This is a genomic window from Klebsiella sp. CN_Kp073, from assembly GCF_040065495.2.
Lineage (GTDB): Bacteria > Pseudomonadota > Gammaproteobacteria > Enterobacterales > Enterobacteriaceae > Klebsiella > Klebsiella aerogenes.
Genome location: NZ_CM198051.1, coordinates 1,976,674 through 1,998,712, shown reverse-complemented (window position 1 = coordinate 1,998,712; position 22,039 = coordinate 1,976,674). Strand labels below are relative to the sequence as shown.

Annotated in this window: 20 protein-coding genes, 2 pseudogenes and 1 riboswitch; of the genes and pseudogenes, 11 read left to right on the top strand and 11 right to left on the bottom strand. The window is 53.8% G+C overall.

Annotation, left to right across the window (positions count from 1 at the left end; genetic code table 11):
* Positions 1-215 precede the first annotated feature (215 nt).
* The 5 genes from manX to mntP all read left to right on the top strand — a co-directional run bounded on the left by manX (position 216) and on the right by mntP (position 4,432).
* Positions 216-1,181 (top strand): PTS mannose transporter subunit IIAB, encoded by a 966-nt coding sequence (gene manX, locus ABLV66_RS09660; protein WP_063416438.1) that lies wholly within the window; start codon positions 216-218, stop codon positions 1,179-1,181.
* A gap of 55 nt (positions 1,182-1,236) precedes the next feature.
* Entirely contained in the window at positions 1,237-2,037 is an 801-nt protein-coding gene (locus ABLV66_RS09655) for a PTS mannose/fructose/sorbose transporter subunit IIC (protein ID WP_015366039.1), read from the top strand.
* Between the two features lie 12 nt (positions 2,038-2,049).
* Positions 2,050-2,901: a PTS mannose transporter subunit IID gene (locus tag ABLV66_RS09650; RefSeq protein ID WP_015366038.1), complete on the top strand. Its 852-nt coding sequence runs from the start codon at positions 2,050-2,052 to the stop codon at positions 2,899-2,901.
* Positions 2,902-2,996: 95 nt separating this feature from the next.
* Positions 2,997-3,455 carry a DUF986 family protein gene (locus ABLV66_RS09645; RefSeq protein WP_047077763.1) on the top strand — a complete coding sequence of 153 codons (459 nt, stop codon included), beginning with the start codon at positions 2,997-2,999 and terminating at the stop codon, positions 3,453-3,455.
* A gap of 199 nt (positions 3,456-3,654) precedes the next feature.
* Positions 3,655-3,804: riboswitch (yybP-ykoY riboswitch) on the top strand.
* A gap of 61 nt (positions 3,805-3,865) precedes the next feature.
* Complete coding sequence (mntP, locus tag ABLV66_RS09640) at positions 3,866-4,432, top strand: manganese efflux pump MntP (RefSeq protein ID WP_045390386.1); 567 nt, start codon at positions 3,866-3,868, stop codon at positions 4,430-4,432.
* A 3-nt stretch (positions 4,433-4,435) separates the two neighbouring features.
* Here mntP and rlmA read toward each other — a convergent pair whose 3' ends face one another.
* The 6 genes and pseudogenes from rlmA to mgrB form a co-directional block, all read right to left on the bottom strand.
* Complete coding sequence (gene rlmA / locus ABLV66_RS09635) at positions 4,436-5,230, bottom strand: 23S rRNA (guanine(745)-N(1))-methyltransferase (protein WP_047077762.1); 795 nt, start codon at positions 5,228-5,230, stop codon at positions 4,436-4,438.
* Positions 5,231-5,291: 61 nt separating this feature from the next.
* A complete protein-coding gene (ftsI2, locus tag ABLV66_RS09630; protein ID WP_045390382.1) occupies positions 5,292-7,037 on the bottom strand; it encodes a peptidoglycan DD-transpeptidase FtsI2/PBP3(PARA) in 1,746 nt (581 codons plus the stop codon).
* 190 nt (positions 7,038-7,227) lie between these two features.
* Positions 7,228-7,437, bottom strand: a complete 210-nt coding sequence (cspE, locus tag ABLV66_RS09625) for a transcription antiterminator/RNA stability regulator CspE (RefSeq protein ID WP_001062678.1) — start codon at positions 7,435-7,437, stop codon at positions 7,228-7,230.
* 12 nt (positions 7,438-7,449) lie between these two features.
* Positions 7,450-7,594 (bottom strand): annotated as a pseudogene (locus ABLV66_RS09620) (DUF2627 domain-containing protein).
* Positions 7,595-8,234: 640 nt separating this feature from the next.
* Positions 8,235-8,525 carry a YebO family protein gene (locus ABLV66_RS09615; protein WP_348875940.1) on the bottom strand — a complete coding sequence of 97 codons (291 nt, stop codon included), beginning with the start codon at positions 8,523-8,525 and terminating at the stop codon, positions 8,235-8,237.
* A gap of 74 nt (positions 8,526-8,599) precedes the next feature.
* Positions 8,600-8,743: a PhoP/PhoQ regulatory lipoprotein MgrB gene (gene mgrB / locus ABLV66_RS09610; protein WP_015366032.1), complete on the bottom strand. Its 144-nt coding sequence runs from the start codon at positions 8,741-8,743 to the stop codon at positions 8,600-8,602.
* Between the two features lie 159 nt (positions 8,744-8,902).
* Between mgrB and ABLV66_RS09605 the strand changes: the two genes are divergently transcribed.
* A complete protein-coding gene (locus tag ABLV66_RS09605) occupies positions 8,903-9,142 on the top strand; it encodes a YobH family protein (protein ID WP_015705933.1) in 240 nt (79 codons plus the stop codon).
* Positions 9,143-9,185: 43 nt separating this feature from the next.
* Here ABLV66_RS09605 and kdgR read toward each other — a convergent pair whose 3' ends face one another.
* Complete coding sequence (gene kdgR, locus ABLV66_RS09600; protein WP_045390378.1) at positions 9,186-9,977, bottom strand: DNA-binding transcriptional regulator KdgR; 792 nt, start codon at positions 9,975-9,977, stop codon at positions 9,186-9,188.
* A 177-nt stretch (positions 9,978-10,154) separates the two neighbouring features.
* Here kdgR and ABLV66_RS09595 point away from each other — a divergent pair, with 177 nt between their 5' ends.
* Positions 10,155-11,525 (top strand): MFS transporter, encoded by a 1,371-nt coding sequence (locus tag ABLV66_RS09595; protein ID WP_348875941.1) that lies wholly within the window; start codon positions 10,155-10,157, stop codon positions 11,523-11,525.
* A 70-nt stretch (positions 11,526-11,595) separates the two neighbouring features.
* Here the strand turns inward: ABLV66_RS09595 and htpX are convergent, their stop codons facing one another.
* From htpX to msrC, 4 genes and pseudogenes are all read right to left on the bottom strand, one after another.
* Positions 11,596-12,480 carry a protease HtpX gene (gene htpX / locus ABLV66_RS09590; protein WP_045390374.1) on the bottom strand — a complete coding sequence of 295 codons (885 nt, stop codon included), beginning with the start codon at positions 12,478-12,480 and terminating at the stop codon, positions 11,596-11,598.
* A 234-nt stretch (positions 12,481-12,714) separates the two neighbouring features.
* Positions 12,715-14,763 carry a carboxy terminal-processing peptidase gene (gene prc, locus ABLV66_RS09585; RefSeq protein WP_047045293.1) on the bottom strand — a complete coding sequence of 683 codons (2,049 nt, stop codon included), beginning with the start codon at positions 14,761-14,763 and terminating at the stop codon, positions 12,715-12,717.
* 19 nt (positions 14,764-14,782) lie between these two features.
* A complete protein-coding gene (gene proQ / locus ABLV66_RS09580) occupies positions 14,783-15,466 on the bottom strand; it encodes an RNA chaperone ProQ (RefSeq protein WP_015366026.1) in 684 nt (227 codons plus the stop codon).
* Between the two features lie 81 nt (positions 15,467-15,547).
* Positions 15,548-16,061, bottom strand: a pseudogene (gene msrC / locus ABLV66_RS09575) (free L-methionine (R)-S-oxide reductase MsrC).
* 133 nt (positions 16,062-16,194) lie between these two features.
* Here msrC and yebS point away from each other — a divergent pair.
* From yebS to ABLV66_RS09555, 4 genes are all read left to right on the top strand, one after another.
* Positions 16,195-17,478 carry a membrane integrity lipid transport subunit YebS gene (gene yebS, locus ABLV66_RS09570; RefSeq protein WP_047045296.1) on the top strand — a complete coding sequence of 428 codons (1,284 nt, stop codon included), beginning with the start codon at positions 16,195-16,197 and terminating at the stop codon, positions 17,476-17,478.
* Positions 17,447-20,080, top strand: coding sequence for a PqiB family protein (locus ABLV66_RS09565; RefSeq protein WP_045390368.1), 2,634 nt, complete (start codon positions 17,447-17,449; stop codon positions 20,078-20,080). The genes yebS and ABLV66_RS09565 overlap by 32 nt, the downstream gene beginning before the upstream one ends.
* Positions 20,081-20,167: 87 nt before the next feature.
* A complete protein-coding gene (rsmF, locus tag ABLV66_RS09560) occupies positions 20,168-21,601 on the top strand; it encodes a 16S rRNA (cytosine(1407)-C(5))-methyltransferase RsmF (protein WP_074165435.1) in 1,434 nt (477 codons plus the stop codon).
* Between the two features lie 112 nt (positions 21,602-21,713).
* Positions 21,714-21,953, top strand: coding sequence for a YebV family protein (locus ABLV66_RS09555; protein ID WP_015705939.1), 240 nt, complete (start codon positions 21,714-21,716; stop codon positions 21,951-21,953).
* Positions 21,954-22,039: the final 86 nt, after the last annotated feature.

Sequence of the window (22,039 nt, the reverse complement as noted above, 5' to 3'; positions counted from 1 at the left end):
CAATAGCTAAGGCTATTTTTTGCGCTGCGAAATTATTGATTATCGAAGCGTAATTTACGGAGCTCCATCACATTAATTATTTTTTCACTATCTAAAATAATTCGCGGTAGTAATTAAATTAGATCTTACACCCTTACTGAATCGATTTTTCCACAAGAGTGATTCAGGATGTATCAGACCAGATGATGCATTCACCATAATAACGGAGGTAGCAAGTGACGATTGCTATTGTAATAGGCACACATGGTTGGGCTGCAGAACAACTGCTGAAAACCGCAGAAATGCTGTTGGGCGAGCAGGAAAACGTTGGCTGGATCGATTTCGTTCCCGGTGAAAACGCCGAAACGCTGATCGAAAAGTACAATGCACAGCTGGCAAAACTGGATACCACAAAAGGCGTGCTGTTCCTCGTCGATACGTGGGGCGGTAGTCCATTCAACGCGGCAAGCCGCATTGTTGTTGATAAAGAAAACTATGAAGTGATCGCTGGCGTCAACGTCCCGATGCTGGTCGAAACCTTCATGGCCCGCGATGACGATCCGTCGTTTGGTGAGCTGGTGGCGCTGGCGGTGGAAACCGGTAGCGAAGGCGTGAAAGCGCTGAAAGCCAAACCGGTTGAAAAAGCGGCACCGGTGCAGGCGGCCGCGCCAAAAGCGGCGACACCCGCTAAACCGATGGGTCCAAATGATTACATGGTGATTGGCCTGGCGCGTATCGATGACCGTCTTATCCACGGCCAGGTTGCGACCCGCTGGACCAAAGAGACCAACGTCACCCGCATTATCGTGGTCAGCGATGAAGTCGCCGCCGATACGGTGCGTAAAACGCTGCTGACCCAGGTGGCTCCTCCGGGCGTGACCGCTCACGTTGTTGATGTCGCGAAGATGATCCGCGTTTACAACAACCCGAAATACGCCGGCGAGCGCGTCATGCTGTTATTTACCAACCCAACGGACGTTGAACGTATTGTTGAAGGCGGCGTGAAAATTACCAGCGTCAACATCGGCGGTATGGCTTTCCGTCAAGGTAAAACGCAGGTGAATAACGCGATTTCGGTCGATGAAACCGATATCGAAGCATTCAAAAAACTGAATGCCCGCGGTATTGAACTGGAAGCGCGCAAAGTTTCCACCGACCAGAAACTGAAAATGATGGATTTGATCGCCAAGGTGGATAAATAACCCGGCGCTCGCGAGCCAATTTTCACTTTAAGACTTAATCAACAGGAGAAGTACAATGGAGATTACCCTTCTTCAGATTGTGCTGGTGTTCATCGTCGCGTGTATTGCGGGTATGGAGTCGGTACTTGATGAATTTCAGTTCCACCGTCCTCTGGTCGCCTGTACCTTAATCGGCGCCGTTCTCGGCGACATGAAAACCGGTATCATCATCGGCGGTACGCTGGAAATGATCGCCCTGGGCTGGATGAACATCGGCGCGGCGGTTGCGCCTGATGCCGCGCTGGCGTCCATTATTTCTACCGTACTGGTTATCGCCGGCCACCAAAGCATCGGCGCCGGTATCGCGCTGGCTATCCCGCTGGCGGCGGCAGGCCAGGTTCTGACCATTATCGTGCGTACCATCACCGTTGCCTTCCAGCACGCGGCGGATAAAGCCGCTGAAAACGGTAACCTGACGGCCATCTCCTGGCTGCACGTTTCCTCGCTGTTCCTGCAGGCGATGCGTATCGCCATCCCGGCGGTTATCGTAGCCATCTCTGTCGGCACCAGCGAAGTTCAGGGTCTGCTGAACGCTATTCCGGAAGTGGTAACTGGTGGTCTGAACATCGCGGGCGGTATGATCGTCGTCGTCGGTTACGCGATGGTCATCAACATGATGCGCGCGGGCTACCTGATGCCGTTCTTCTACCTCGGTTTCGTCACCGCGGCCTTCACCAATTTCAACCTGGTTGCGCTGGGTGTGATTGGTGCCGTCATGGCCATTCTCTACATTCAGCTGAGCCCGAAATATAACCGCGTAGCGGGTGCCCCGGCTCAGGCGGCTGGTAACAACGATCTCGATAACGAACTGGACTAACAGGTGAGCGAAATGGTTGATATGACTAAAAATACCACCGAGAAAAAACTCACTCAGAGTGATATTCGTGGCGTGTTCATTCGTTCTAACCTGTTCCAGGGTTCATGGAACTTCGAACGTATGCAGGCGCTGGGCTTCTGCTTCTCTATGGTTCCGGCAATCCGTCGTCTGTACCCTGAGAACAACGATGCGCGTAAGCAGGCTATTAAGCGTCACCTTGAGTTCTTCAACACCCATCCGTACGTCGCGGCGCCGGTACTCGGCGTAACCCTGGCGATGGAAGAGCAGCGTGCTAACGGCGCGGAAATCGACGATGGCGCAATCAACGGTATCAAAGTTGGCCTGATGGGGCCGCTGGCAGGCGTCGGCGACCCGATCTTCTGGGGTACCGTACGCCCTGTATTCGCCGCGCTCGGCGCCGGTATCGCGATGAGCGGTAGCCTGCTCGGTCCGCTGTTATTCTTTATCCTGTTCAATGCCGTGCGTCTGCTGACCCGCTACTACGGCGTAGCATATGGCTATCGTAAAGGCGTGGACATCGTTAAGGATATGGGCGGCGGCTTCCTGCAGAAACTGACTGAGGGGGCGTCAATCCTCGGCCTGTTTGTCATGGGAGCTCTGGTCAACAAATGGACGCACGTTAATATCCCGCTGGTGGTTTCCACTATCACCGGTCAGGATGGTCAGACTCGTGTGACCACCGTGCAGACCATCCTTGACCAGCTGATGCCGGGACTGGTGCCGCTGCTGCTGACCTTCGCCTGTATGTGGCTGCTGCGTAAGAAAGTCAACCCGCTGTGGATCATCGTTGGCTTCTTCGTCATCGGTATCGCCGGCTACGCGGTCGGCCTGCTGGGTCAATAATCGTCACGTTGTAGGCCGGGGACAGCTTTGTCCCCGGCTTTTTTTTAGCGTTAAAACGTGCGCCTGTGCGAAGGCCCACGCAGTCTGGAGGATCAATGGCAATCACGGAGCTGGTGCTCATTCTGTTTATCGTCGCCCTGGTGGCTTTCGCTATCTACGACCAATTCATCATGCCGCGCCGCCATGGCCCCACCCTGCTGTCAATCCCCCTGCTGCGTCGTGGACGGGTCGATGGGATGATTTTCGTCGGCCTGACGGCAATTCTCATCTACAACAATATCGCCAGCCACGGTGAAATAATCACCACCTGGTTATTATCTGCGCTGGCATTAATGGGGCTATATCTGTTTTGGATCCGTACGCCGCGAATTTTGTTCAAAAAGAGCGGCTTTTTCTTTGCCAACGTGTGGATTGAATATCCGCGGATTAAAGCGATGAATTTGTCGGAAGACGGCGTACTGGTGATGCAATTAGAGCAGCGGCGCCTGCTTATTCGCGTACGAAATATCGACGACCTGGAAAAAATATACAAACTACTTGTTACCAGTCAATAAGTTACAGATATAGCCTGCGCTATATTTTCGTCATTTATTGCTGTCGGAATATATAGCCATGGCTATATTTACTCACCTATCCTCGTTATATTATTTAACCAATCCTTCACTTAATATTTTAAATGAAAATCGTTATCATTTATTGTTGCTAATATTATTTTTCTGTGATTGTTTTATCTTCTAAAAATATGTTAAGGTTGCGCCCGTCGTTGGGGAGTAGCCGATTTTCCGCAGGTGGAAAATGTACGTGTCAACATACTCGTTGCAAAACGTGGCACGTACGGGTTGAGCGGTCGTTCAATCAGGCGAGACCATAGATACATCACTGCTGTACGTTATGCTCAAGCTCCGCGTATGTTTACTGGGGGCAGCGATGTGTCATATGGATATTCCCCGGTCAGGACACGCTCATGAACATATCTGCCACTATTCTTCTTGCCTTCGGCATGTCGATGGACGCGTTTGCCGCTTCTATCGGTAAAGGCGCCACCCTGCATAAACCTAAGTTCTCCGAAGCGCTGCGTACCGGTCTTATATTCGGCGCGATCGAAACCCTGACGCCGCTGGTCGGCTGGGGCCTGGGCATGTTGGCGAGCCAGTTTGTGCTGGAGTGGAATCACTGGATCGCGTTCGTGCTGCTGGTGTTTCTCGGCGGGCGAATGGTCATTGAAGGTTTTCGCGGCGGTGATGACGAGGAGTGTGAAGCGCCGCGCCGCCACGGCTTTTGGCTGCTGGTGACCACCGCATTCGCTACCAGTCTTGATGCAATGGCGGTCGGCGTGGGTCTTGCTTTCCTGCAGGTCAATATTATCGCCACCGCGCTGGCTATCGGCTGCGCCACCTTTACCATGTCGACGCTGGGAATTATGGTTGGCCGCTTTATCGGCCCGCTGCTCGGCAAACGGGCCGAAATTCTCGGCGGTATTGTGCTAATCGGTATCGGCGCACAGATTCTGTGGAGCCATTTCGCCCCTTAGCGCTTACGCTTCGCGCTGCCAGCAGTGGATCATGAAATCGGTCTGGCAGCCAAAAGTTTCCTGCTCGCGCAGTGACTCACGAACTTCCGGTTTCGCTCGCCAGGCAAACGGCGTCATCTGCAGCAATGCTTCCGCCTGCGCGCCGCTCAACTGCATCGGATACGCTAACTGCTGCTCATGACGCAACGTAAAGCCCGGCATTGCCTCCCGGTTCTGTTCATGCAGACGAACTTCATCGTAGATCAGCCCTTTCAGCTCCATCAAATGGCGCGGCCCCGGCGTAGCGGTAATCACCCAACCGCCGGCTTTTACTACACGCGCTAATTCGTCCGCGTTACAGGGCGCATAAATACGCACGACGGCATCCAGAGAGCGATCGGCAAACGGCAATCGTTGGCTGGAAGCCACGCAGAATTCGACCTGCGGGTAACGTTTAGCGGCGGCGCGGATCGCCGACTTTGAGACGTCGAGGCCGAAACTGCGTGCGGCAATGGCGGCGAAAGCATGCGTGTAGTATCCCTCGCCGCAGCCGATATCCAGCAGCTCGCCCGGCGCGAAAGTCCGCAGATAGCCGCAAATCGCCTCACGCAACGGTTGATAATAGCCGCCATCAAGGAAGGCGCGACGCGCCTGCATCATCTCAGCGCTATCGCCCGGGTCACGTGAACGTTTGAACTGCACCGGCAGTAAATTGACATACCCTTCCTTTGCCAGATCGAACTGGTGCCGCTGCGGGCAAATATAGCTATTTGCGCTGCGGCTAAGCGGCGCGTGGCATAGTGGGCAGGTATAAGACATGATAACTCCGGTGGCGCTGAAAGGGCGAAAGTGTAGCGCTATTCGCCCTCGCAGACCACTGTTACAACGCGGGAGCCAGATCCTCGCGGTTATGCATGACGATAAGATTCTCAGAGCCTTGCGGCATACCGTCTGGCATCACGTTTTCCAGACGTAACACATCGCCCATGATCTGGCTGAACACCGGCGCGGATACCGCCCCACCGTAGTATTTACCGTTGCTGGGGTCGTTTATCACCACCACCAGCGCAAACTTCGGCTGACTGGCCGGCGCCACGCCGGCGGTGTAGGCGACATATTTATCGATATATTTTCCGTCAGGGCCAATTTTCTTCGCCGTGCCGGTTTTCACCGCTATCCGATAATCACGTACCGCCGCTTTTGTACCGCCGCCGCCCGGCAGCGCCACGCTCTCCATCATATGTTCAACTTCATGCACGATCTCTTGCGGCATGACTCGCGTACCGATGACAGGCGGGTCGATACGGGTTATCGACAGCGGGCGCTCAATACCGTAACCGCCGATCGTTGCATAGACATGCGCCAGCTGCAGCGGAGTTACCATCAGTCCATAGCCAAAAGCGAAGGTGGCGCGATCCAGCTCACCCCAATAACGGCGATGCGGCATTAACCCGGAGCTTTCGCCGGTCAAGCCAAGCCCGGTCGGGTCGCCAAAGCCAAAGGCCTTATAAGTGTCGATCAAGTGTTGCACCGGCATTGCCAGTGAGAGGTGCGAAACTCCTGTATCGCTCGATTTTTGCAGGATACCGGTGAGCGTCAGCTCGGGATAATAACCCACGTCGCGGATGCGATGACCATCAAGCGTAAAGGGATGGGTATCGACGACGCTATCCGGCTGCACGATACCCTGCTGTAACGCGGTCATAATCACCAGCGGTTTGACCGTTGAACCCGGCTCAAAGGTATCGCTGATAGCGCGATTTCGAAAATCATCGAGCTGGGCGCTGTCGCGGTTATTAGGGTTAAAATCCGGGTAGCTGGCCATCGACAGGATTTCGCCGGTATCAATCTTGATCAACACCGCCGCGCCTGATTCCGCCTTATTCCAACGCACGGCATTATCCAGCGCATCCTCCGTGACCGTTTGCAGCCGCTCGTCGATACTAAGTTGCAGGTTATGTGCCGGAACGGGGGCCTGCTCGGTAATATTTTCTATCACATGACCGTGGCGGTCTTTGCGCACCAGCCGACGCCCAGGCGTGCCCATGAGCTGTTTGTTAAAACTTTTCTCAACTCCCTCAATCCCCTGATTATCTACGTTGGTAAAGCCCAGCAGGTTGGCGGCGACGTGTCCGGCCGGATAAAAACGGCGGGACTCATCGCGCAAATAAACGCCCGGGAGATGCAATTTATCGATCCAGTCGGCCTGTTCCGGATTAACCTGGCGCGCCAGATAGAGGAATCGGGCATGGGGATGCGACTGCACCCGATGAGAGAGCTCAATAAGATCGAGATGCAATGCTTCCGCCATAGCCTGCCAGCGCGGGCCATAGCCGACGCCGCCCTTCTCCAGCATGGTCTGTGGATCTATCCAGATTGCGCTTACCGGCACGCTCACCGCCAGCGGGCGTCCTTCACGATCGCTGATAGTTCCGCGCATTACGGCAATGGGTTCTTCGCGCAGCGAACGCATATCCTCTTGTTTAACCAGATTATCCGGAGAGACGATTTGCAGCCAACCTACCCTCGCCAGCAGAAATCCAAGACATCCCAAAATCGCCACACACAGCAACCCAAAACGGATAGGGAGAAAATTTGTGGCGGACTTACTTTTATTCTTTTGCACCGTAGCTCCAGCATTATTTTGCAACCACCTGATTTAACAGAAAATTGGCAAAACAGACTGCTAAACAGTGCTAATAAGGGTGATGTTTTGCAACAAAGCGCGTCGGAGGGGAAATATTGGAAATACTTTGCAACAGATGCTAAAAAGCCCCGCAGTAGCGAGGCTTTCTTACAAGATGAGTGGTCTTGAATCAGATAGCAGTTACGTTAACTGCAGCCGGACCTTTCTGGCCGTCCTGAATTTCGAACTCAACGTTCTGGCCTTCAGCCAGAGTTTTGAAGCCGTTACCCTGGATTGCAGAGAAGTGTACGAACACGTCTTTGCTGCCATCAGCCGGAGTAATGAAGCCAAAACCTTTAGACTCGTTGAACCACTTAACTTGACCTTTAATCTTTGCCATTTGCAAAATTCCTTAAACTGTTTTCTTCACCCGCAGGTGCTTACATAGATAAAACTGACACATAACTGCATGAGGCACTAATATAAGGTTCGGCAGAGAAGCGGTATTCAACGACAACGTGTTTACTCAGGACTTCTTTACTGAAAATGCCACACATAAACAGAACTGTACCTCGTTTAACCCGAAACGTGTTATCACACACAACGTAAATAATGGCAAGCCATTTTTAAACGTGTCACGATCGTTCGCACAAATTATCAGGAAATCATTTGATCGCCTGCACATTTATGCGTCTTTGCCGCGCCTGGCTTATCTTTGCATTGTTACCAAACAAACAATAACGTATGCCTGATAAATGCAACTTTTTTACCATAGCTCAACAACTTCTGTTCGTCCAGGTACGTACGTATACGAACTGCCATATTTAAGGGGGCGCAGCGGCGTATTGTGCATAATGATGCGAAAATGGCGCTGAAGAACAAGAGGAAATCGCCTGAACTATGCCAGTAGTAGAGTTAATTAAACCGCTAACTCGTTACGACACAAATATTCGCTAAAATAGACGTTAATAATGAAACATTAATGACAACGTATTGCCAGCAAGCAATAGAAACGTTTCGTTATTACTTTTTTTGATTAGCTCAAAAGATTATTCAATATGTGAAATAGAGCATGGATGTTTAATCCATTAAACGGAAACAGTTTGAGGCGGAATAAGGGATTATATAAGAATAAGTTATAGCTAAATTTTATGACACTCACAGGCGCGCACATGATGTGCACACCTGTTCATCAACTTAACGTTCGGCAACGAGACGAATGAAATCGTCGTCGTTTTTCTCCTTCTCAGTCGCTGAAGGTTCAGCAACCTCTTCTTTCTCCGGCTCATTGGCTTCACAGAGACGGCGCAGCAGCGCATTCTGCCGCTTTTGTTGATCCAACAGCGACTGCAGCAGTTCGATTTGCTCATTGCTACGTGAACTGGCGCGATTCACAAAGAACCACAGCAGCAACCCCACCAGCAGCAGTACAACGGAAAGCGCCAGAGACGCCAGACTTACAATCCCAGGATTCAATAACTCACTCATTTCACCACCTCAAAGAGAAGGCGTTCATTCTACCACCCGCGCGGCAGAAGAAAATCCGTCGGCACAAAAATGTCTTACCAGGGGATGAACTTGTTAATAGCGCAAATACCGCTGAAAAATTGCACATCCTGATCGCACATTACGTTAAGCATCTGAGTCCACAGCAGTAAACAGCCCGCTATGACAACAATCAGCAAAACCCAGCGTAATTTTTTCACTCCACTCTCCGTACCATAATCAGATGTTGCCAGGATAACACGGCCTTCTTAAACCGCGGCTAACTGTAATACGAAAGGCGAGTTTAGGAATCATAGACTTGTATCAAATAATGTTCGTGCCAGAATAAACGTCAGGATCATACAAATAACGAGGCAACAATGCGATTGATCATTCGCTCTATTGTCATACTGGCGATCGTCTGGATTGGCGTATTATTAAGCGGTTATGGCGTATTAATTGGCAGCAATCAGAATGCTGGCGGGCTGGGACTACAGTGCAAATACCTGACGGCGCAAGGCATCACCACCGCACAATATGTTCACTCTGATAGCGGTATTATCGGCATTACCAACTGCCCGATTCTGCGCAAAAGCGTGAAGGTTATCGATCAGGGTTAATACAAGTGGAGCTACAGCATCGCGCTGTAGCTCCCGCTGACTATCAGAACGGATAATTGTTATAACCCATCTGCTCGGAAATCTTACGCGCGGCGGCATGCAGCATCGCCACATACTCGTGCAAACGTTCTTCAGAGAAGCGCAGCGTCGGGAAGGAAATACTCAAGCCGGCAATCACCACGCCAAAGCGATCGAAGACCGGCACCGCAATACAGCGTAATCCTTCTTCCTGCTCCTCATTGTCTTCGCCATAGCCCTGCTCGCGCACCTGGTCCAGCACTTTCAACAGCTCGCTGGTATCGGTAATGGTTCGCTCGGTGCTACGTTTGTACTCCACGCCCTCCATGATTTGCTCGACTTCCGCCCGCTCGCGCCACGCCAGCAGCACTTTACCAATGGCGGTGCTATACAGCGGATTACGACGACCGATACGCGAATACATCCGCAGGTTATACATGGAATCAATTTTGTGGATATAAACGATGCTGTCTTCATCCAGCGCGCCGAGGTGAATCGTCTCTTTAGTCAGACGCGAAATTTCGCGCATCTGGATATCCGCGCTGCGGATCAGATCAACGTTCTGCAATGCCCGCGCGCCAAGCTCGAACAACTTCAACGTTAAAGAATATTTCTCAGACTCGCCTTCCTGTGCGACATAGCCCAGCGACTTCATAGTCTGTAAAAAACGATACACCGTGCTTTTAGACATCATCACACGCTGTGACAATTCGGTGATACCAATCTCACGCTCTTCGCCCAAAGCCTGCAGGATGCCAAAAACTTTTAATACTGAAGAGACAGAATCTGGCTGTTTATCCATATCAGCAGCTGCCATTGTTCACCTCATCGTAACTGTTTTATAAAATTCAGAACTGTTTTTTATTATAAATTCACATTATGACCGTCGCAATCGTTGTTCTGCGAGTTGGTTACAAATCTGCGACTTATGGTTGAATAATCAATGCTAAAATCATTAATCAGAAAATAGTTTCCTCTAAGACTTAAACTTCACATGGATAACAAATTTTTGGATGGCCTGCCGGCGCCGCAGCGCTACGGCGCCATTCTGACGATTGTTTTAGGCTTGACGATGGCCGTACTTGATGGCGCTATCGCCAACGTCGCCCTGCCGACGATTGCCACCGACCTCAATGCTTCGCCGGCATCGTCAATCTGGATAGTCAACGCTTATCAAATCGCTATTGTCATCGCCCTCCTACCGCTATCGTTTCTTGGCGATATGGTTGGCTATCGGCGCATCTATAAAATCGGTCTGGTGGTATTTACTATCACCTCGTTGATTTGCGCACTTTCCCGAAGCCTTGAGATGTTGACGCTGGCGCGAGTGGCTCAAGGTTTAGGCGGCGCGGCGCTGATGAGCGTCAACACGGCGCTGATTCGCCTTATCTATCCTAAAAGGCAGCTAGGACGCGGAATGGGCATCAACTCTTTCGTTGTCGCCGTATCCTCCGCCGCGGGGCCAACCATTGCCGCCGCTATTCTTTCGCTCGCCTCCTGGCAATGGCTGTTTTTAATCAACGTACCGCTGGGGATTATTTCTATTTTCCTCGCTATGCGTTTTTTGCCGCCCAACAGCGCCGCCAGCAAAATTACCCGTTTCGATCTGCCGAGCGCGATCATGAACGCTCTCACCTTCGGGCTGCTCATCACGGCGCTCGGCGGCTTTGCCCAGGGGCAATCCGGTTATCTGGTGCTCGCGGAAGTCATCGCCATGCTGATTATCGGCTTCTTCTTTGTGCGACGGCAGTTGCGCATGCCGGTACCACTGCTACCCGTTGATTTACTGCGAATTCCGATCTTTTCGCTCTCTATCTGCACCTCGATCTGTTCATTTTGCGCCCAGATGCTGGCGATGGTATCCCTGCCCTTTTTCCTGCAAACCGTTATCGGACGCAGTGAAGTAGAGACCGGGCTGCTGTTAACGCCGTGGCCATTGGCGACCATGGTGATGGCCCCTCTGGCGGGTTACCTGATAGAGAAAGTTCATGCCGGGCTACTGGGGGCAATGGGGTTGCTGATCATGGCCTGCGGCCTGTTTGGCCTTGCGCTATTACCCTCTTCCCCTTCCGACCTCGATATTATCTGGCGGATGGCGCTGTGCGGCGCGGGCTTCGGGCTGTTTCAGTCGCCAAACAACCATACTATTGTCTCCTCCGCGCCAGGCCATCGCAGCGGAGGCGCCAGCGGCATGTTAGGTACCGCACGCTTACTGGGACAAAGTAGCGGCGCCGCGCTGGTCGCCCTGCTGTTTAACCTGGCGGGCGATAGCGGCACCCATACCGCGCTTCTGCTGGCAGGCGCCCTGGCGGTGGTTGCCGCCGCCATCAGCGGGCTACGCGTAACTCAACCGCGCGCCGCCTGATAACGCACAGCCAAAAAAAATCCGCAGCCCGAAAGCTGCGGATTTTTATTTTCAACGTCTGCACGCCAGATTATTTCAGGTATTCCCCGCTGCGCAGCGCTTCAATGCGTTTATCCAACGGCGGGTGGGTCATGAACAGTTCGCTCATCGACTTCGCTTTACCGTTGATACAGAACGCCATCATGCTGCTCGCTTCCTGCGGTTCATAGCTGGTTTTCAAGCGCTGCAACGCAGCAATCATCTTCTCACGGCCGACCAGTTTGGCGGAACCAGCATCGGCGTGGAATTCACGGTAGCGCGAGAACCACATGGTAATGATGCTGGCGAGAATACCGAACACCAGCTCCAGTACGGTAGCGACCGCAAAGTAGATAAGCGGGTTACCGTTGCTGCTTTCGCCTTCATCTTCACGATTACCGCCGAGGAAACCAGCCGCAATCTGCGCGATAACGCGGGAGATAAAGATAACGAAGGTGTTCACTACCCCCTGAATCAGCGTCATGGTGACCATGTCGCCATTGGCAATATGGCTGATTTCGTGAGCGATAACGGCTTCCGCTTCATCACGGCTCATATTCTGCAGCAAGCCGGTGCTCACGGCGACCAGAGAAGCGTCGCGGCGCGCGCCGGTAGCGAAGGCGTTAATGTCCGGGGCGTGATAAATCGCCACCTGCGGCATGCCGATGCCCGCCTGCTGCGCCTGCTGCGCGACGGTGTTCATCAGCCAACGCTCAGTTTCGTTACGCGGCTGCTCGATAACTTCCCCACCAACCGACTTCAGCGCCATCCATTTCGACATCAGCAGCGAAACGATCGAGCCGCCAAAACCAAACAGCAGCGCCATGATCAACAGGCCAGTCATGCTGCTCGACTGGATCCCCGTCAGGCTAAGCACCAGGCCAAATACCACCATGACTGCCAGGTTAGTCAGCAGGAAAAGCGCGATTCGCATCATAATATTCTTTTTACCTCGATTTAACAAAACGCACTATGCGATACCCATATCGTATGGGTCAGATGCTAATTTTCAACTATCAGGCCCTGCTAAGTCACGAGAAAGACACAACTTTACATTTTGTAGCATATCGCTGACACCCTGAGAGAGTGTTGACATTTTTGTTGAATAAAGTCGACGGGCAGATGAAGACAGAAAAAGAAACGGGCACAATCACTTGTGCCCGTTGAGGAGTTATTTGCTAACCGGCGGCTCTACCGGAGGCTGAGCTTTTTCCTGTTGCGCCAGGTCAATGGCGATATGCACGGTCTCATCAAGATACGGATCCGGTTCCTGATAATCCTTCGGCAGATCGTCAATCTTTTTGAGCAGCGGCTTGCCTTCGCGTTTCAGGCGATCGTTCACTCGCGCCAGACGAATTGCATCATCTTCTTCATTCTCTTTCTCACGCTGCGCGTAGTTCAGAGAAACAATATTGCGCTTGTCTTTCATAGCGTTAAAGCGCGCAATATCCTTCATGATGTACTGGAATTCCGGATCTTTCGCGATACGGTCTTCATGGCGCTTAAGCAGTTCAGGTTCGAACGGTTTCATATCGCCCGACTTCACATAGGTCGCCGGATCGATACTATCCCACGGCAGCGCGTTATCTTCATACTGCTCGCCGGTATCGCGATCTTCTTTACCGGTTGGCATCATGATGTCCGGAGTAACCCCTTTACGCTGAGTGCTGCCGCCGTTAATGCGGTAGAACTTCTGGATGGTGTACTGTACGGAACCTAACGCCGGCCATTCCGGGCGCAGCATCTGATCGTAGATACGGTTTAGCGAACGATACTGCTGAACGGTTCCTTTACCAAAGGTCTGCTCGCCGACGATAAGCGCACGGCCATAGTCCTGCATCGCGGCGGCAAAAATTTCCGATGCCGAGGCGCTGAAGCGATCGACCAGGACCACCAGCGGACCTTTATAGTAGACGACACCGTCGGTATCGCTATCTTCGCGAACCTTACCGTTGTTATCACGCACCTGCACCACCGGGCCGGATGGGATAAACAGACCAGAGAGCGAAACCGCCTCCGTCAGCGCGCCACCGCCGTTACTGCGCAGATCGATGACGATGCTGCTGACATTCTGTTTTTCCAGCTTCTGCAGTTGCACTTTGACGTCATCGGTCAGGCCAACGTAGAAGCCCGGGATATCCAGCACGCCGACTTTTTCTTTACCGACGGTTTTGACCGACATCTTAACCGCACGGTCTTCAAGACGAATACGTTCGCGGGTCAGAGTAACAATTCGGGTTTTCGCCCCTTTGCCAGCCGGCAGAACTTCCAGGCGAACTTTGCTGCCCTTCGGCCCTTTGATCAGCGCGACAACATCGTCCAGCCGCCAGCCGATGACATCGACCATGCTCTTACCCGGCTGACCGACGCCGACGATACGGTCGCCAACGCTAATCGCTTTGCTCTTCGCCGCAGGACCACCGGCAACCAGTGAATTGATCACCGTATAGTCGTCGTCCATTTGCAGCACCGCGCCAATACCTTCCAGAGACAAGCTCATTTCAGTATTGAACTGTTCGGTGTTACGCGGGGAGAGATAGTTGGTATGCGGGTCGATTTCGCGCGCAAAAGCGGTCATTGCCAGCGAGAAGACGTCTTCGCTGTTGGTTTGGGCCAGGCGACGAATCGCAAACTTGTAGCGACGAGTCAGGGTTTCACGAATTTCTTTCTCGTCTTTACCCGCCAGCTTCAGGCTTAGTTCATCGAACTTCACCTTGGCGTCCCACAACGCGTTAAGCTCGGCTTCATCCTTCGGCCACGGCGCCTTGCTGCGATCGAGATTGAAGTTGTCGTTGCCGGTAAAATTCATCGGACGATCCAGTACCTTTAGGGCGTACTGGTAACGCTCAAAGCGACGCTTCTGCGCGAGGTTATACAGGTCGTAGAAAACGTCCAGTTTACCGCTGCGCAGTTCGTCGCCGATTTTATTTTTTTGCGCCGCAAACTGAGAAACGTCGCTGGCCAGCAGCACGTTATGGCTGTAATCCAGCAGATTCAGATAGCGGTCGAAAATTTTTGCCGAAAAGGCGTTGTCGAGATCAAACTGCCGATAATGGGAACGAGTAAAGCGCGAGGTAACGCGCTCACTCACCGTCGCGTGCTGCGGCTCTTCTTTCAGCACGGGAATTTGATCGACTCGGGTGATATCGTCCACGGCGAAGGCATGGCCTGCTATTGCTAGCAGGCCCGCAAGCGCGGTGAGCTTAAAAAGTTTGTTCATGCCTGGCCCGGCCTCCGTTTCAGAACACCAGGTGTTCTGCGCGTACAATCATTGACATACCAGAAGTCAGCTGTACACGAACGCCATCTTTGGTGATTTCCACAACGGTGGCGTCCATTGCGTTGTTGCCTGCTTTCACCTTCAGAGCCTGACCGACGCTCAATACAGAGACGTCAGACACCGGGGTAAGGCGTTGCTCTTCACGCGGTGCTTTGGCAGCTGCAGGACGCGGCTTACGCTGTTCACTACCTTCTTTACGGCGAGCCTGCGGCTGAGGACGCGGTTTACGCTCGCGGCGTGCCCCTTCTTCCTGCTGGCCTGCCGCGGCAGCGGCTTCGCGCTTCTTCGCCTGCTGGCTGGCGCGCTGCGCCTGAACGCGGGCTTTGGCTTCTTCGAGCTGCTGACGGGCGTGAGCAACGTGTTGCTCTTCCAGTTCGCCGCACGGGTTGCCGTCGAGATCGACGCGAATCGCTCCCGCTTTCACGCCGTACAGATAACGCCAGCTCGAAGTATAAAGACGTAAGGCAGCGCGCAGTTGGGTTTTGCTGAGATTCATCTCGCCGCCAACTCGCTCTACAAGATCCTGAAAAATACCGATTTTCAGGGGGCGCGCTTCGCCTTCAGCGCTGAAACACTGAGGAAAACGTTCGGCCAGAAACGCGATTACTTCTTTACTGCTATTCAACTTAGGTTGATTTTCCATGAAATTTCCTGATTACAACGGACGTAGCCAACAAGCCGCAGGCATGAACAGGCGTCATTATAATGACGTCATCGCTAAATGCTACGTTATCCGTTGATTATCCTGCGACGTGGGCACAGATTTTTTGATAATCGGTCGCCGCAATCAGCGTTTCAAGGCGCGAGACCAGCTCTGCAAGCCCCTGTTCGTCTTCTGCGGTGAAGCGGGAATACGCCGTGCTATCGATATCCAGTACGCCGATAATCTGATTATTCACCTGCAACGGAAAGACGATTTCCGAATTGCTGGCGGCGTCACAGGCGATATGGCCATCAAAGGCATGGACATCTTCCACGCGCTGGACGCGGTTCTGCGCCACGGCGGAACCGCACACGCCGCGGCCGACAGGAATACGTACACAGGCCAGCTTACCCTGGAACGGCCCCAGCACCAGCGTGTCGCCTTCCAGCAGGTAAAAACCGGCCCAGTTGACCTCTTCCAGGCGTTCAAACAACAACGCGCTGGTATTGGAGATCATTGCCAAAAAACTGGTTTCGCCTGCCATAAGCGCCTGGAAATCGCGGTTCAGATCCGCGTAGAATTCTGTTTTGTTCATTTTTTAATCACTTAGTTGTCTTACTATCTCATCTGCAGATGCCTACTAAAATAAGCATTAAATGCCTTCGGGCTCAAGATGAATTCATTCCTGGGTTAATATAGTGGGATACATTCATTCCCGAACGTAATAAATGCTGATAAAAACACCCTCAATCACGCCGACGAAGAAGATTACCGTTCATTCGGTCAGTTCGCCAACGCCGCATGCGCACTATCAGCGCTGTACGCAGTGCGACATGCTGTTCCGCATACCGGTTGTGAAAAGAAATCAATGCGCCTGGTGTCCGCGGTGCAACGCGAAAGTACGCGACGGCCGCGATTGGTCCCTCTCCCGGCTTGCCAGTATGGCGTTTACGATGATGTTGCTGATGCCGTTCGCCTGGAGCGAGCCGCTGCTGCGTTTGCATCTGCTCGGCGTGCGCATTGACGCTAACGTCCTGCAGGGGATCTGGCAGATGACCAACCAGGGCGACCCCATTACCGCCGCGATGGTGCTCTTCTGCGCCGTGGTTGCGCCCGTCCTGCTGGTGGTATCCATCGCCTACCTTTGGCTTGGCAACGTGCTGGGGATGAACCTGCGTCCGGTGCTGCTGATGCTCGGCAAACTGAAAGAGTGGGTGATGCTGGACATTTATCTGGTCGGTATCGGCGTCGCCTCCATTAAGGTCCAGGACTATGCCTTCCTGCAGCCCGGCATCGGCCTGATCGCCTTTATCGCGCTGACCCTACTCAGCATCCTGACGCTCATCCACATGAACGTTGAAGAGTTGTGGGAGCGTTTTTATCCCGAACGACCGGCAATGCGCTACGACACCAATCTTCAGGTTTGCACCGGCTGTCACTATACCGGTTATCGCGACTCCCGCGGCCGCTGCCGCCGGTGCCATACTTCGCTGCATCATCGCCGGCCGCAAAGCCTGCAGCGTAGCTGGGCGGCCCTGATTGCGTCGCTGGTTTTCCTGCTGCCGGCCAACCTGCTGCCGATATCGATAATCTACGTCAATGGCTCGCGCCAGGAAGATACGATTCTTTCGGGCATTATTTCACTTGCCAACAGCAACATCGCTATCGCCGGCGTAGTGTTCATCGCCAGTATTTTGGTACCATTCACCAAAGTTATAGTGTTATTTACCCTGCTGGTCAGCATACAATTCAAATGCGAACAGGGGCTACGTACGCGTATCCTGCTGCTGCGGCTGATTACCTGGATCGGCCGCTGGTCGATGTTGGATCTGTTTGTTATCTCATTAACCATGTCGTTGATAAACCGCGATCAGCTCCTGGCTTTTACCATGGGGCCGGCGGCGGTGTACTTCGGCGGCGCGGTGATTTTAACTATCCTTGCAGTTGAATGGCTGGACAGCCGCTTACTTTGGGACGCTCATGAGTCAGGAAACGCCCGCTTCGCCGACTGAAGCCAAAATAAAAACCAAACGTCGTATCTCGCCATTCTGGTTGTTGCCGGTCATCGCGCTGATGATTGCCGGATGGCTCATCTGGACCAGCTTTGAAGGCCGGGGAACGACGATTACCATCGATTTCCAGTCCGCAAACGGGATTGTTCCGGGGCGTACACCTATCCGCTATCAAGGGGTAGAAGTTGGTACGGTACAGGATATCTCTTTGAGTAAGGACCTCAGCAAGATCGAAGTTTCCGCCAGCGTGAAGAGCGATATGAAAGACGCGCTGCGCAAAGACACCCAGTTCTGGCTGGTGACGCCAAAAGCTTCACTGGCCGGCGTTTCCGGGCTGGATGCGCTGGTCGGCGGTAACTATATCGGCATGATGCCGGGCAAAGGCGAACCGGAAGATCACTTCGTCGCCCTGGATACTCAGCCAAAATACCGCATCAACAACGGCGAACTAATGATTCATCTGCAGGCGCCGGATCTCGGCTCGCTGAACAGCGGCTCGCTGGTCTATTTCCGTAAAATTCCGGTTGGCCGGGTGTATGACTACACGCTCAACGCCAACAATCAGGGGGTGACGATTGATGTATTAATCGAGCGTCGCTTCACCAATCTTGTTAAAAAAGGCAGTCGGTTCTGGAACGTCTCCGGGATTAAAGCCGACGTCAGCCTGAGTGGCGCCAAAGTCCAGCTGGAAAATCTCTCCGCGTTAGTTAACGGCGCCATCGCCTTTGACTCGCCAGACGACTCCAAAGCGGCGGCGCAAAACGACGAGTACAACCTGTATGAGGATCTGGCGCACAGCCAGCGCGGCGTGCTGGTGACGCTGGAGCTGCCCGACGGCGATGGGTTGAAGGCGGGCTCTACGCCGCTGATGTACCAGGGGCTGGAAGTGGGTCAGTTAACCAAACTCAATCTCAATCCCGGCGGTAAAGTTAGCGGTGAGATGACCGTCGACCCGAGCGTGGTCACCCTGCTTCGGGATAAAACGCTGATTCAAATGAAGAAGCCGAAAATCTCGCTGGATAACCCAAGCGTCAGCGCCCTACTCACCGGCAACACCTTCGAACTGGTACCCGGTGACGGCGAACCGCGCAATCACTTTATGGTTATGCCAGCCGATAAAGCGCTGCTGGATGAGCCTAACGTCGCCACCGTGACGTTATCGGCGCCGGAAAGCTATGGCGTTTCCGCCGGCCAGCCGCTGATGCTGCACGGCGTGAAAGTGGGCCAGGTACTGGAACGCAAGCTAACCGCAGAGGGTGTCACTTTCCAGGTCGCCATTGCGCCGGAGTATCGCAATCTGGTACGCGGCGATAGCAAATTTGTCGTCAACAGCCGCCTTGATGTGAAAGTTGGGCTGGATGGCGTGCAGGTACTCGGCGCCAGCGCCAGCGAATGGGTTGATGGCGGGATCCGCATCATCCCCGGCGAAAAAGGGGAAATGCAGAGCCGCTATCCGCTGTATGCCAACCTGGAAAAAGCGCAGGAAAATAGCCTTAGTGAAATCCCAACCACCACGCTAAGCCTTTCTGCGGAAACGCTGCCCGATGTGCAGGCAGGCTCGGTAGTGTTGTATCGCAAATTCGCCGTCGGCGAGATCATCTCGGTGAAGCCGCGCAGCAACGCATTCGATATCGATCTGCATATCAAACCGGAATATCGCCATTTGTTGACCAATAACAGCGTCTTCTGGGCCGAAGGCGGCGCAAAGGTAAAACTCGACGGTAATGGGCTAACCGTGCAGGCGTCACCGCTGGCGCGCGCGCTGAAAGGCGCCATCAGCTTCGATAACCTCAGCGGCAGCAGCGCCAACGCGCGCTTGAACAATAAGCGTATCCTCTACGCCTCCGAAACCGCTGCCCGCGCGGTGGGCGGCCAGATCACGCTGCACGCTTTCGATGCCGGTAAAATGGCGGCGGGTATGCCGATTCGCTACCTCGGTATCGACATCGGCCAGATCCAGTCGCTGGAACTGATCACGGCAAAGAATGAAGTTCAGGCCAAAGCGGTACTTTATCCGGAGTATGTTGGCACCTTTGCCCGTGCCGGGACGCGTTTCTCGGTGATTACGCCGCAGATCTCTGCCGCCGGCGTTGAACATCTGGACACGATTTTCCAGTCTTATATCAACGTTGAACCTGGCCGTGGTTCGCCGCGCCGCGACTTTGAGATTCAGGACACCACCATCACCGACTCACGTTACATCGATGGCCTGAGTATTATCGTCGAAGTGCCGGAAGCCGGTTCGCTCGATATTGGTACGCCGGTGCTGTTCCGCGGCCTGGAAGTGGGCACCGTGACCGGGCTGACCCTGGGTTCAATGTCCGACCGCGTAATGGTTAAGCTGCGTATCAGTAAGCGTTATCAGTACTTAGTGCGCAACAACTCGGTGTTCTGGTTGGCTTCCGGCTATAGCCTCGACTTCGGCCTGATTGGCGGCGTGGTGAAAACAGGAACCTTCAACCAGTTTATTCGCGGCGGTATCGCCTTTGCCACGCCGCCGGGAACGCCGCTGGCGCCGAAAGCGCAGGATGGCAAGCACTTCCTGCTGCTGGAAAGCGAGCCGAAAGAGTGGCGCGACTGGGGAACGGCGCTACCTAATTAATTCCCAATGTCCCATAAGCGCCCCGGTGTCCCGCTCCGGGGCGTTTATGGTAAACTGCGCACCCTTTTTTCTTGTGGTGCGCTGCTCGTGGCTCAAAACGCTGTCTATCTTCCGGAACCCTTCCTCGCTCAAATGCGTGCGGCTATGCCAACGCATCTCTCTTTCGATGACTTTATCGCCGCCTGCCAGCGTCCGCTGCGTCGCAGTATCCGCGTCAATACGTTGAAGATTACGGTCGCTGATTTTCTGCAACTGGTCGCCCCTTACGGCTGGCAGTTAACGCCGGTTCCGTGGTGCGCCGAGGGTTTCTGGATCGAGCGCGATGACGACGATGTATTACCGCTGGGCAGCACCGCCGAGCATCTGAGCGGGCTATTTTATATTCAGGAAGCGAGCTCGATGCTGCCGGTAGCGGCGCTGTTCGCCGATGGGAACATGCCTGAGCGAGTGATGGACGTCGCCGCCGCGCCGGGTTCCAAAACGACGCAAATCGCCGCTCGCATGGGCAATCGCGGCGGGATTCTGGCTAACGAATTCTCCGCCAGTCGGGTGAAAGTGCTGCACGCCAATATCAGCCGCTGTGGCATCACGAACGTTGCCCTCACCCACTTCGACGGGCGCGTCTTCGGCGCCGCTCTGCCTGAGTGTTTCGATGCGATTTTGCTCGACGCCCCCTGCTCGGGCGAAGGGGTAGTGCGTAAAGATCCTGATGCGCTAAAAAACTGGTCGCCAGAAAGTAATCAGGAGATTGCCGCCACCCAACGTGAGCTCATTGACAGCGCCTTTCACGCTCTGCGTCCTGGCGGCACCCTCGTTTACTCCACCTGTACACTGAACCGTGAAGAAAACGAGGAAGTGATAAACTGGCTCCTGCAGACCTACCCGCAGGCGGTAGAAGTCCTGACGCTGGATTCACTGTTCCCACAGGCCCGCGAGGCGCTCACCGACGAAGGCTTCCTGCACGTGTTCCCGCAGATTTTTGATTGTGAGGGTTTTTTCGTTGCCCGCCTGCGTAAAACCGCCTCTATCGATCCGCTGCCTGCGCCCGGCTATAAAGTGGGTAAGTTCCCTTTCGCGCCGATGAAAGGACGTGAGGCAGCGGCTGTCACCGCAGCCGCCAACGCCGTTGGCCTGCATTGGGGAGAGCATCTTCATCTGTGGCAGCGTGATAAAGAAATCTGGCTGTTCCCACAGGCGCTGGAAGCGCTAATCGGCAACGTCCGTTTTTCGCGCATCGGGATCCGCCTCGCTGAAACGCATAACAAAGGCTACCGCTGGCAGCATGAAGCAGCGATCGCGCTTGCCGCGCCAGAGGAGCCGTTTGAGCTCACCTTAGCGGAAGCGGAAGAGTGGTATCGTGGACGCGATGTCTATCCCGAGGCGCCGCCGCGGCAGGATGAAGTGATTGTCACGTTCCAGGGAACGCCATTAGGACTTGCCAAGCGTGTGGGATCGCGGTTGAAAAACAGTTACCCCCGCGAACTGGTGCGCGACGGCAAACTCTTCGCTGGAAAGTCGTGACCGCGCGCCAAAAAGCGCACTTTTTGACTGGCGATTTACTCCCCGTTGTCTACGCTGAAAAATGACGGCCTAACTGGTCGTACCACAACTCAGCAGACAAACGGGGTGAATGATGAGTAAAACTAACGTACGAATCGGCGCGTTTGAGATCGACGACGCCGAGCTGCATGGCGAGTCACAGGGTGAGCGAACGTTAAGCATTCCTTGCAAATCCGATCCTGACTTATGCATGCAATTAGACGCCTGGGATGCCGAAACCAGCGTTCCCGCCATTCTTAATGGCGAACATTCTGTGCTTTACCGCAAACATTACGATCGCCAATCCGATGCCTGGGTCATGCGCCTTGCCTGACTCAAATGAACCCGTCGCCTGAGACGGGTTATTTATATCCCTCCCCCGCTGCGCTAACTTCCCCTACACTTACCTTATGTTCATTC

What these genes read in the sequence shown, in the direction of transcription:
- ABLV66_RS09655 (WP_015366039.1), top strand. Translation starts at nt 1,237, where the DNA reads ATGGAGATTACCCTTCTTCAGATTGTGCTGGTGTTCATCGTCGCGTGT.
- ABLV66_RS09650 (WP_015366038.1), top strand. Translation starts at nt 2,050, where the DNA reads ATGGTTGATATGACTAAAAATACCACCGAGAAAAAACTCACTCAGAGT.
- ABLV66_RS09645 (WP_047077763.1), top strand. Translation starts at nt 2,997, where the DNA reads ATGGCAATCACGGAGCTGGTGCTCATTCTGTTTATCGTCGCCCTGGTG.
- mntP (WP_045390386.1), top strand. Translation starts at nt 3,866, where the DNA reads ATGAACATATCTGCCACTATTCTTCTTGCCTTCGGCATGTCGATGGAC.
- rlmA (WP_047077762.1), bottom strand. Translation starts at nt 5,230, where the DNA reads ATGTCTTATACCTGCCCACTATGCCACGCGCCGCTTAGCCGCAGCGCA.
- cspE (WP_001062678.1), bottom strand. Translation starts at nt 7,437, where the DNA reads ATGGCAAAGATTAAAGGTCAAGTTAAGTGGTTCAACGAGTCTAAAGGT.
- ABLV66_RS09615 (WP_348875940.1), bottom strand. Translation starts at nt 8,525, where the DNA reads ATGAGTGAGTTATTGAATCCTGGGATTGTAAGTCTGGCGTCTCTGGCG.
- ABLV66_RS09605 (WP_015705933.1), top strand. Translation starts at nt 8,903, where the DNA reads ATGCGATTGATCATTCGCTCTATTGTCATACTGGCGATCGTCTGGATT.
- kdgR (WP_045390378.1), bottom strand. Translation starts at nt 9,977, where the DNA reads ATGGCAGCTGCTGATATGGATAAACAGCCAGATTCTGTCTCTTCAGTA.
- ABLV66_RS09595 (WP_348875941.1), top strand. Translation starts at nt 10,155, where the DNA reads ATGGATAACAAATTTTTGGATGGCCTGCCGGCGCCGCAGCGCTACGGC.
- htpX (WP_045390374.1), bottom strand. Translation starts at nt 12,480, where the DNA reads ATGATGCGAATCGCGCTTTTCCTGCTGACTAACCTGGCAGTCATGGTG.
- prc (WP_047045293.1), bottom strand. Translation starts at nt 14,763, where the DNA reads ATGAACAAACTTTTTAAGCTCACCGCGCTTGCGGGCCTGCTAGCAATA.
- proQ (WP_015366026.1), bottom strand. Translation starts at nt 15,466, where the DNA reads ATGGAAAATCAACCTAAGTTGAATAGCAGTAAAGAAGTAATCGCGTTT.
- yebS (WP_047045296.1), top strand. Translation starts at nt 16,195, where the DNA reads ATGCTGATAAAAACACCCTCAATCACGCCGACGAAGAAGATTACCGTT.
- ABLV66_RS09565 (WP_045390368.1), top strand. Translation starts at nt 17,447, where the DNA reads ATGAGTCAGGAAACGCCCGCTTCGCCGACTGAAGCCAAAATAAAAACC.
- ABLV66_RS09555 (WP_015705939.1), top strand. Translation starts at nt 21,714, where the DNA reads ATGAGTAAAACTAACGTACGAATCGGCGCGTTTGAGATCGACGACGCC.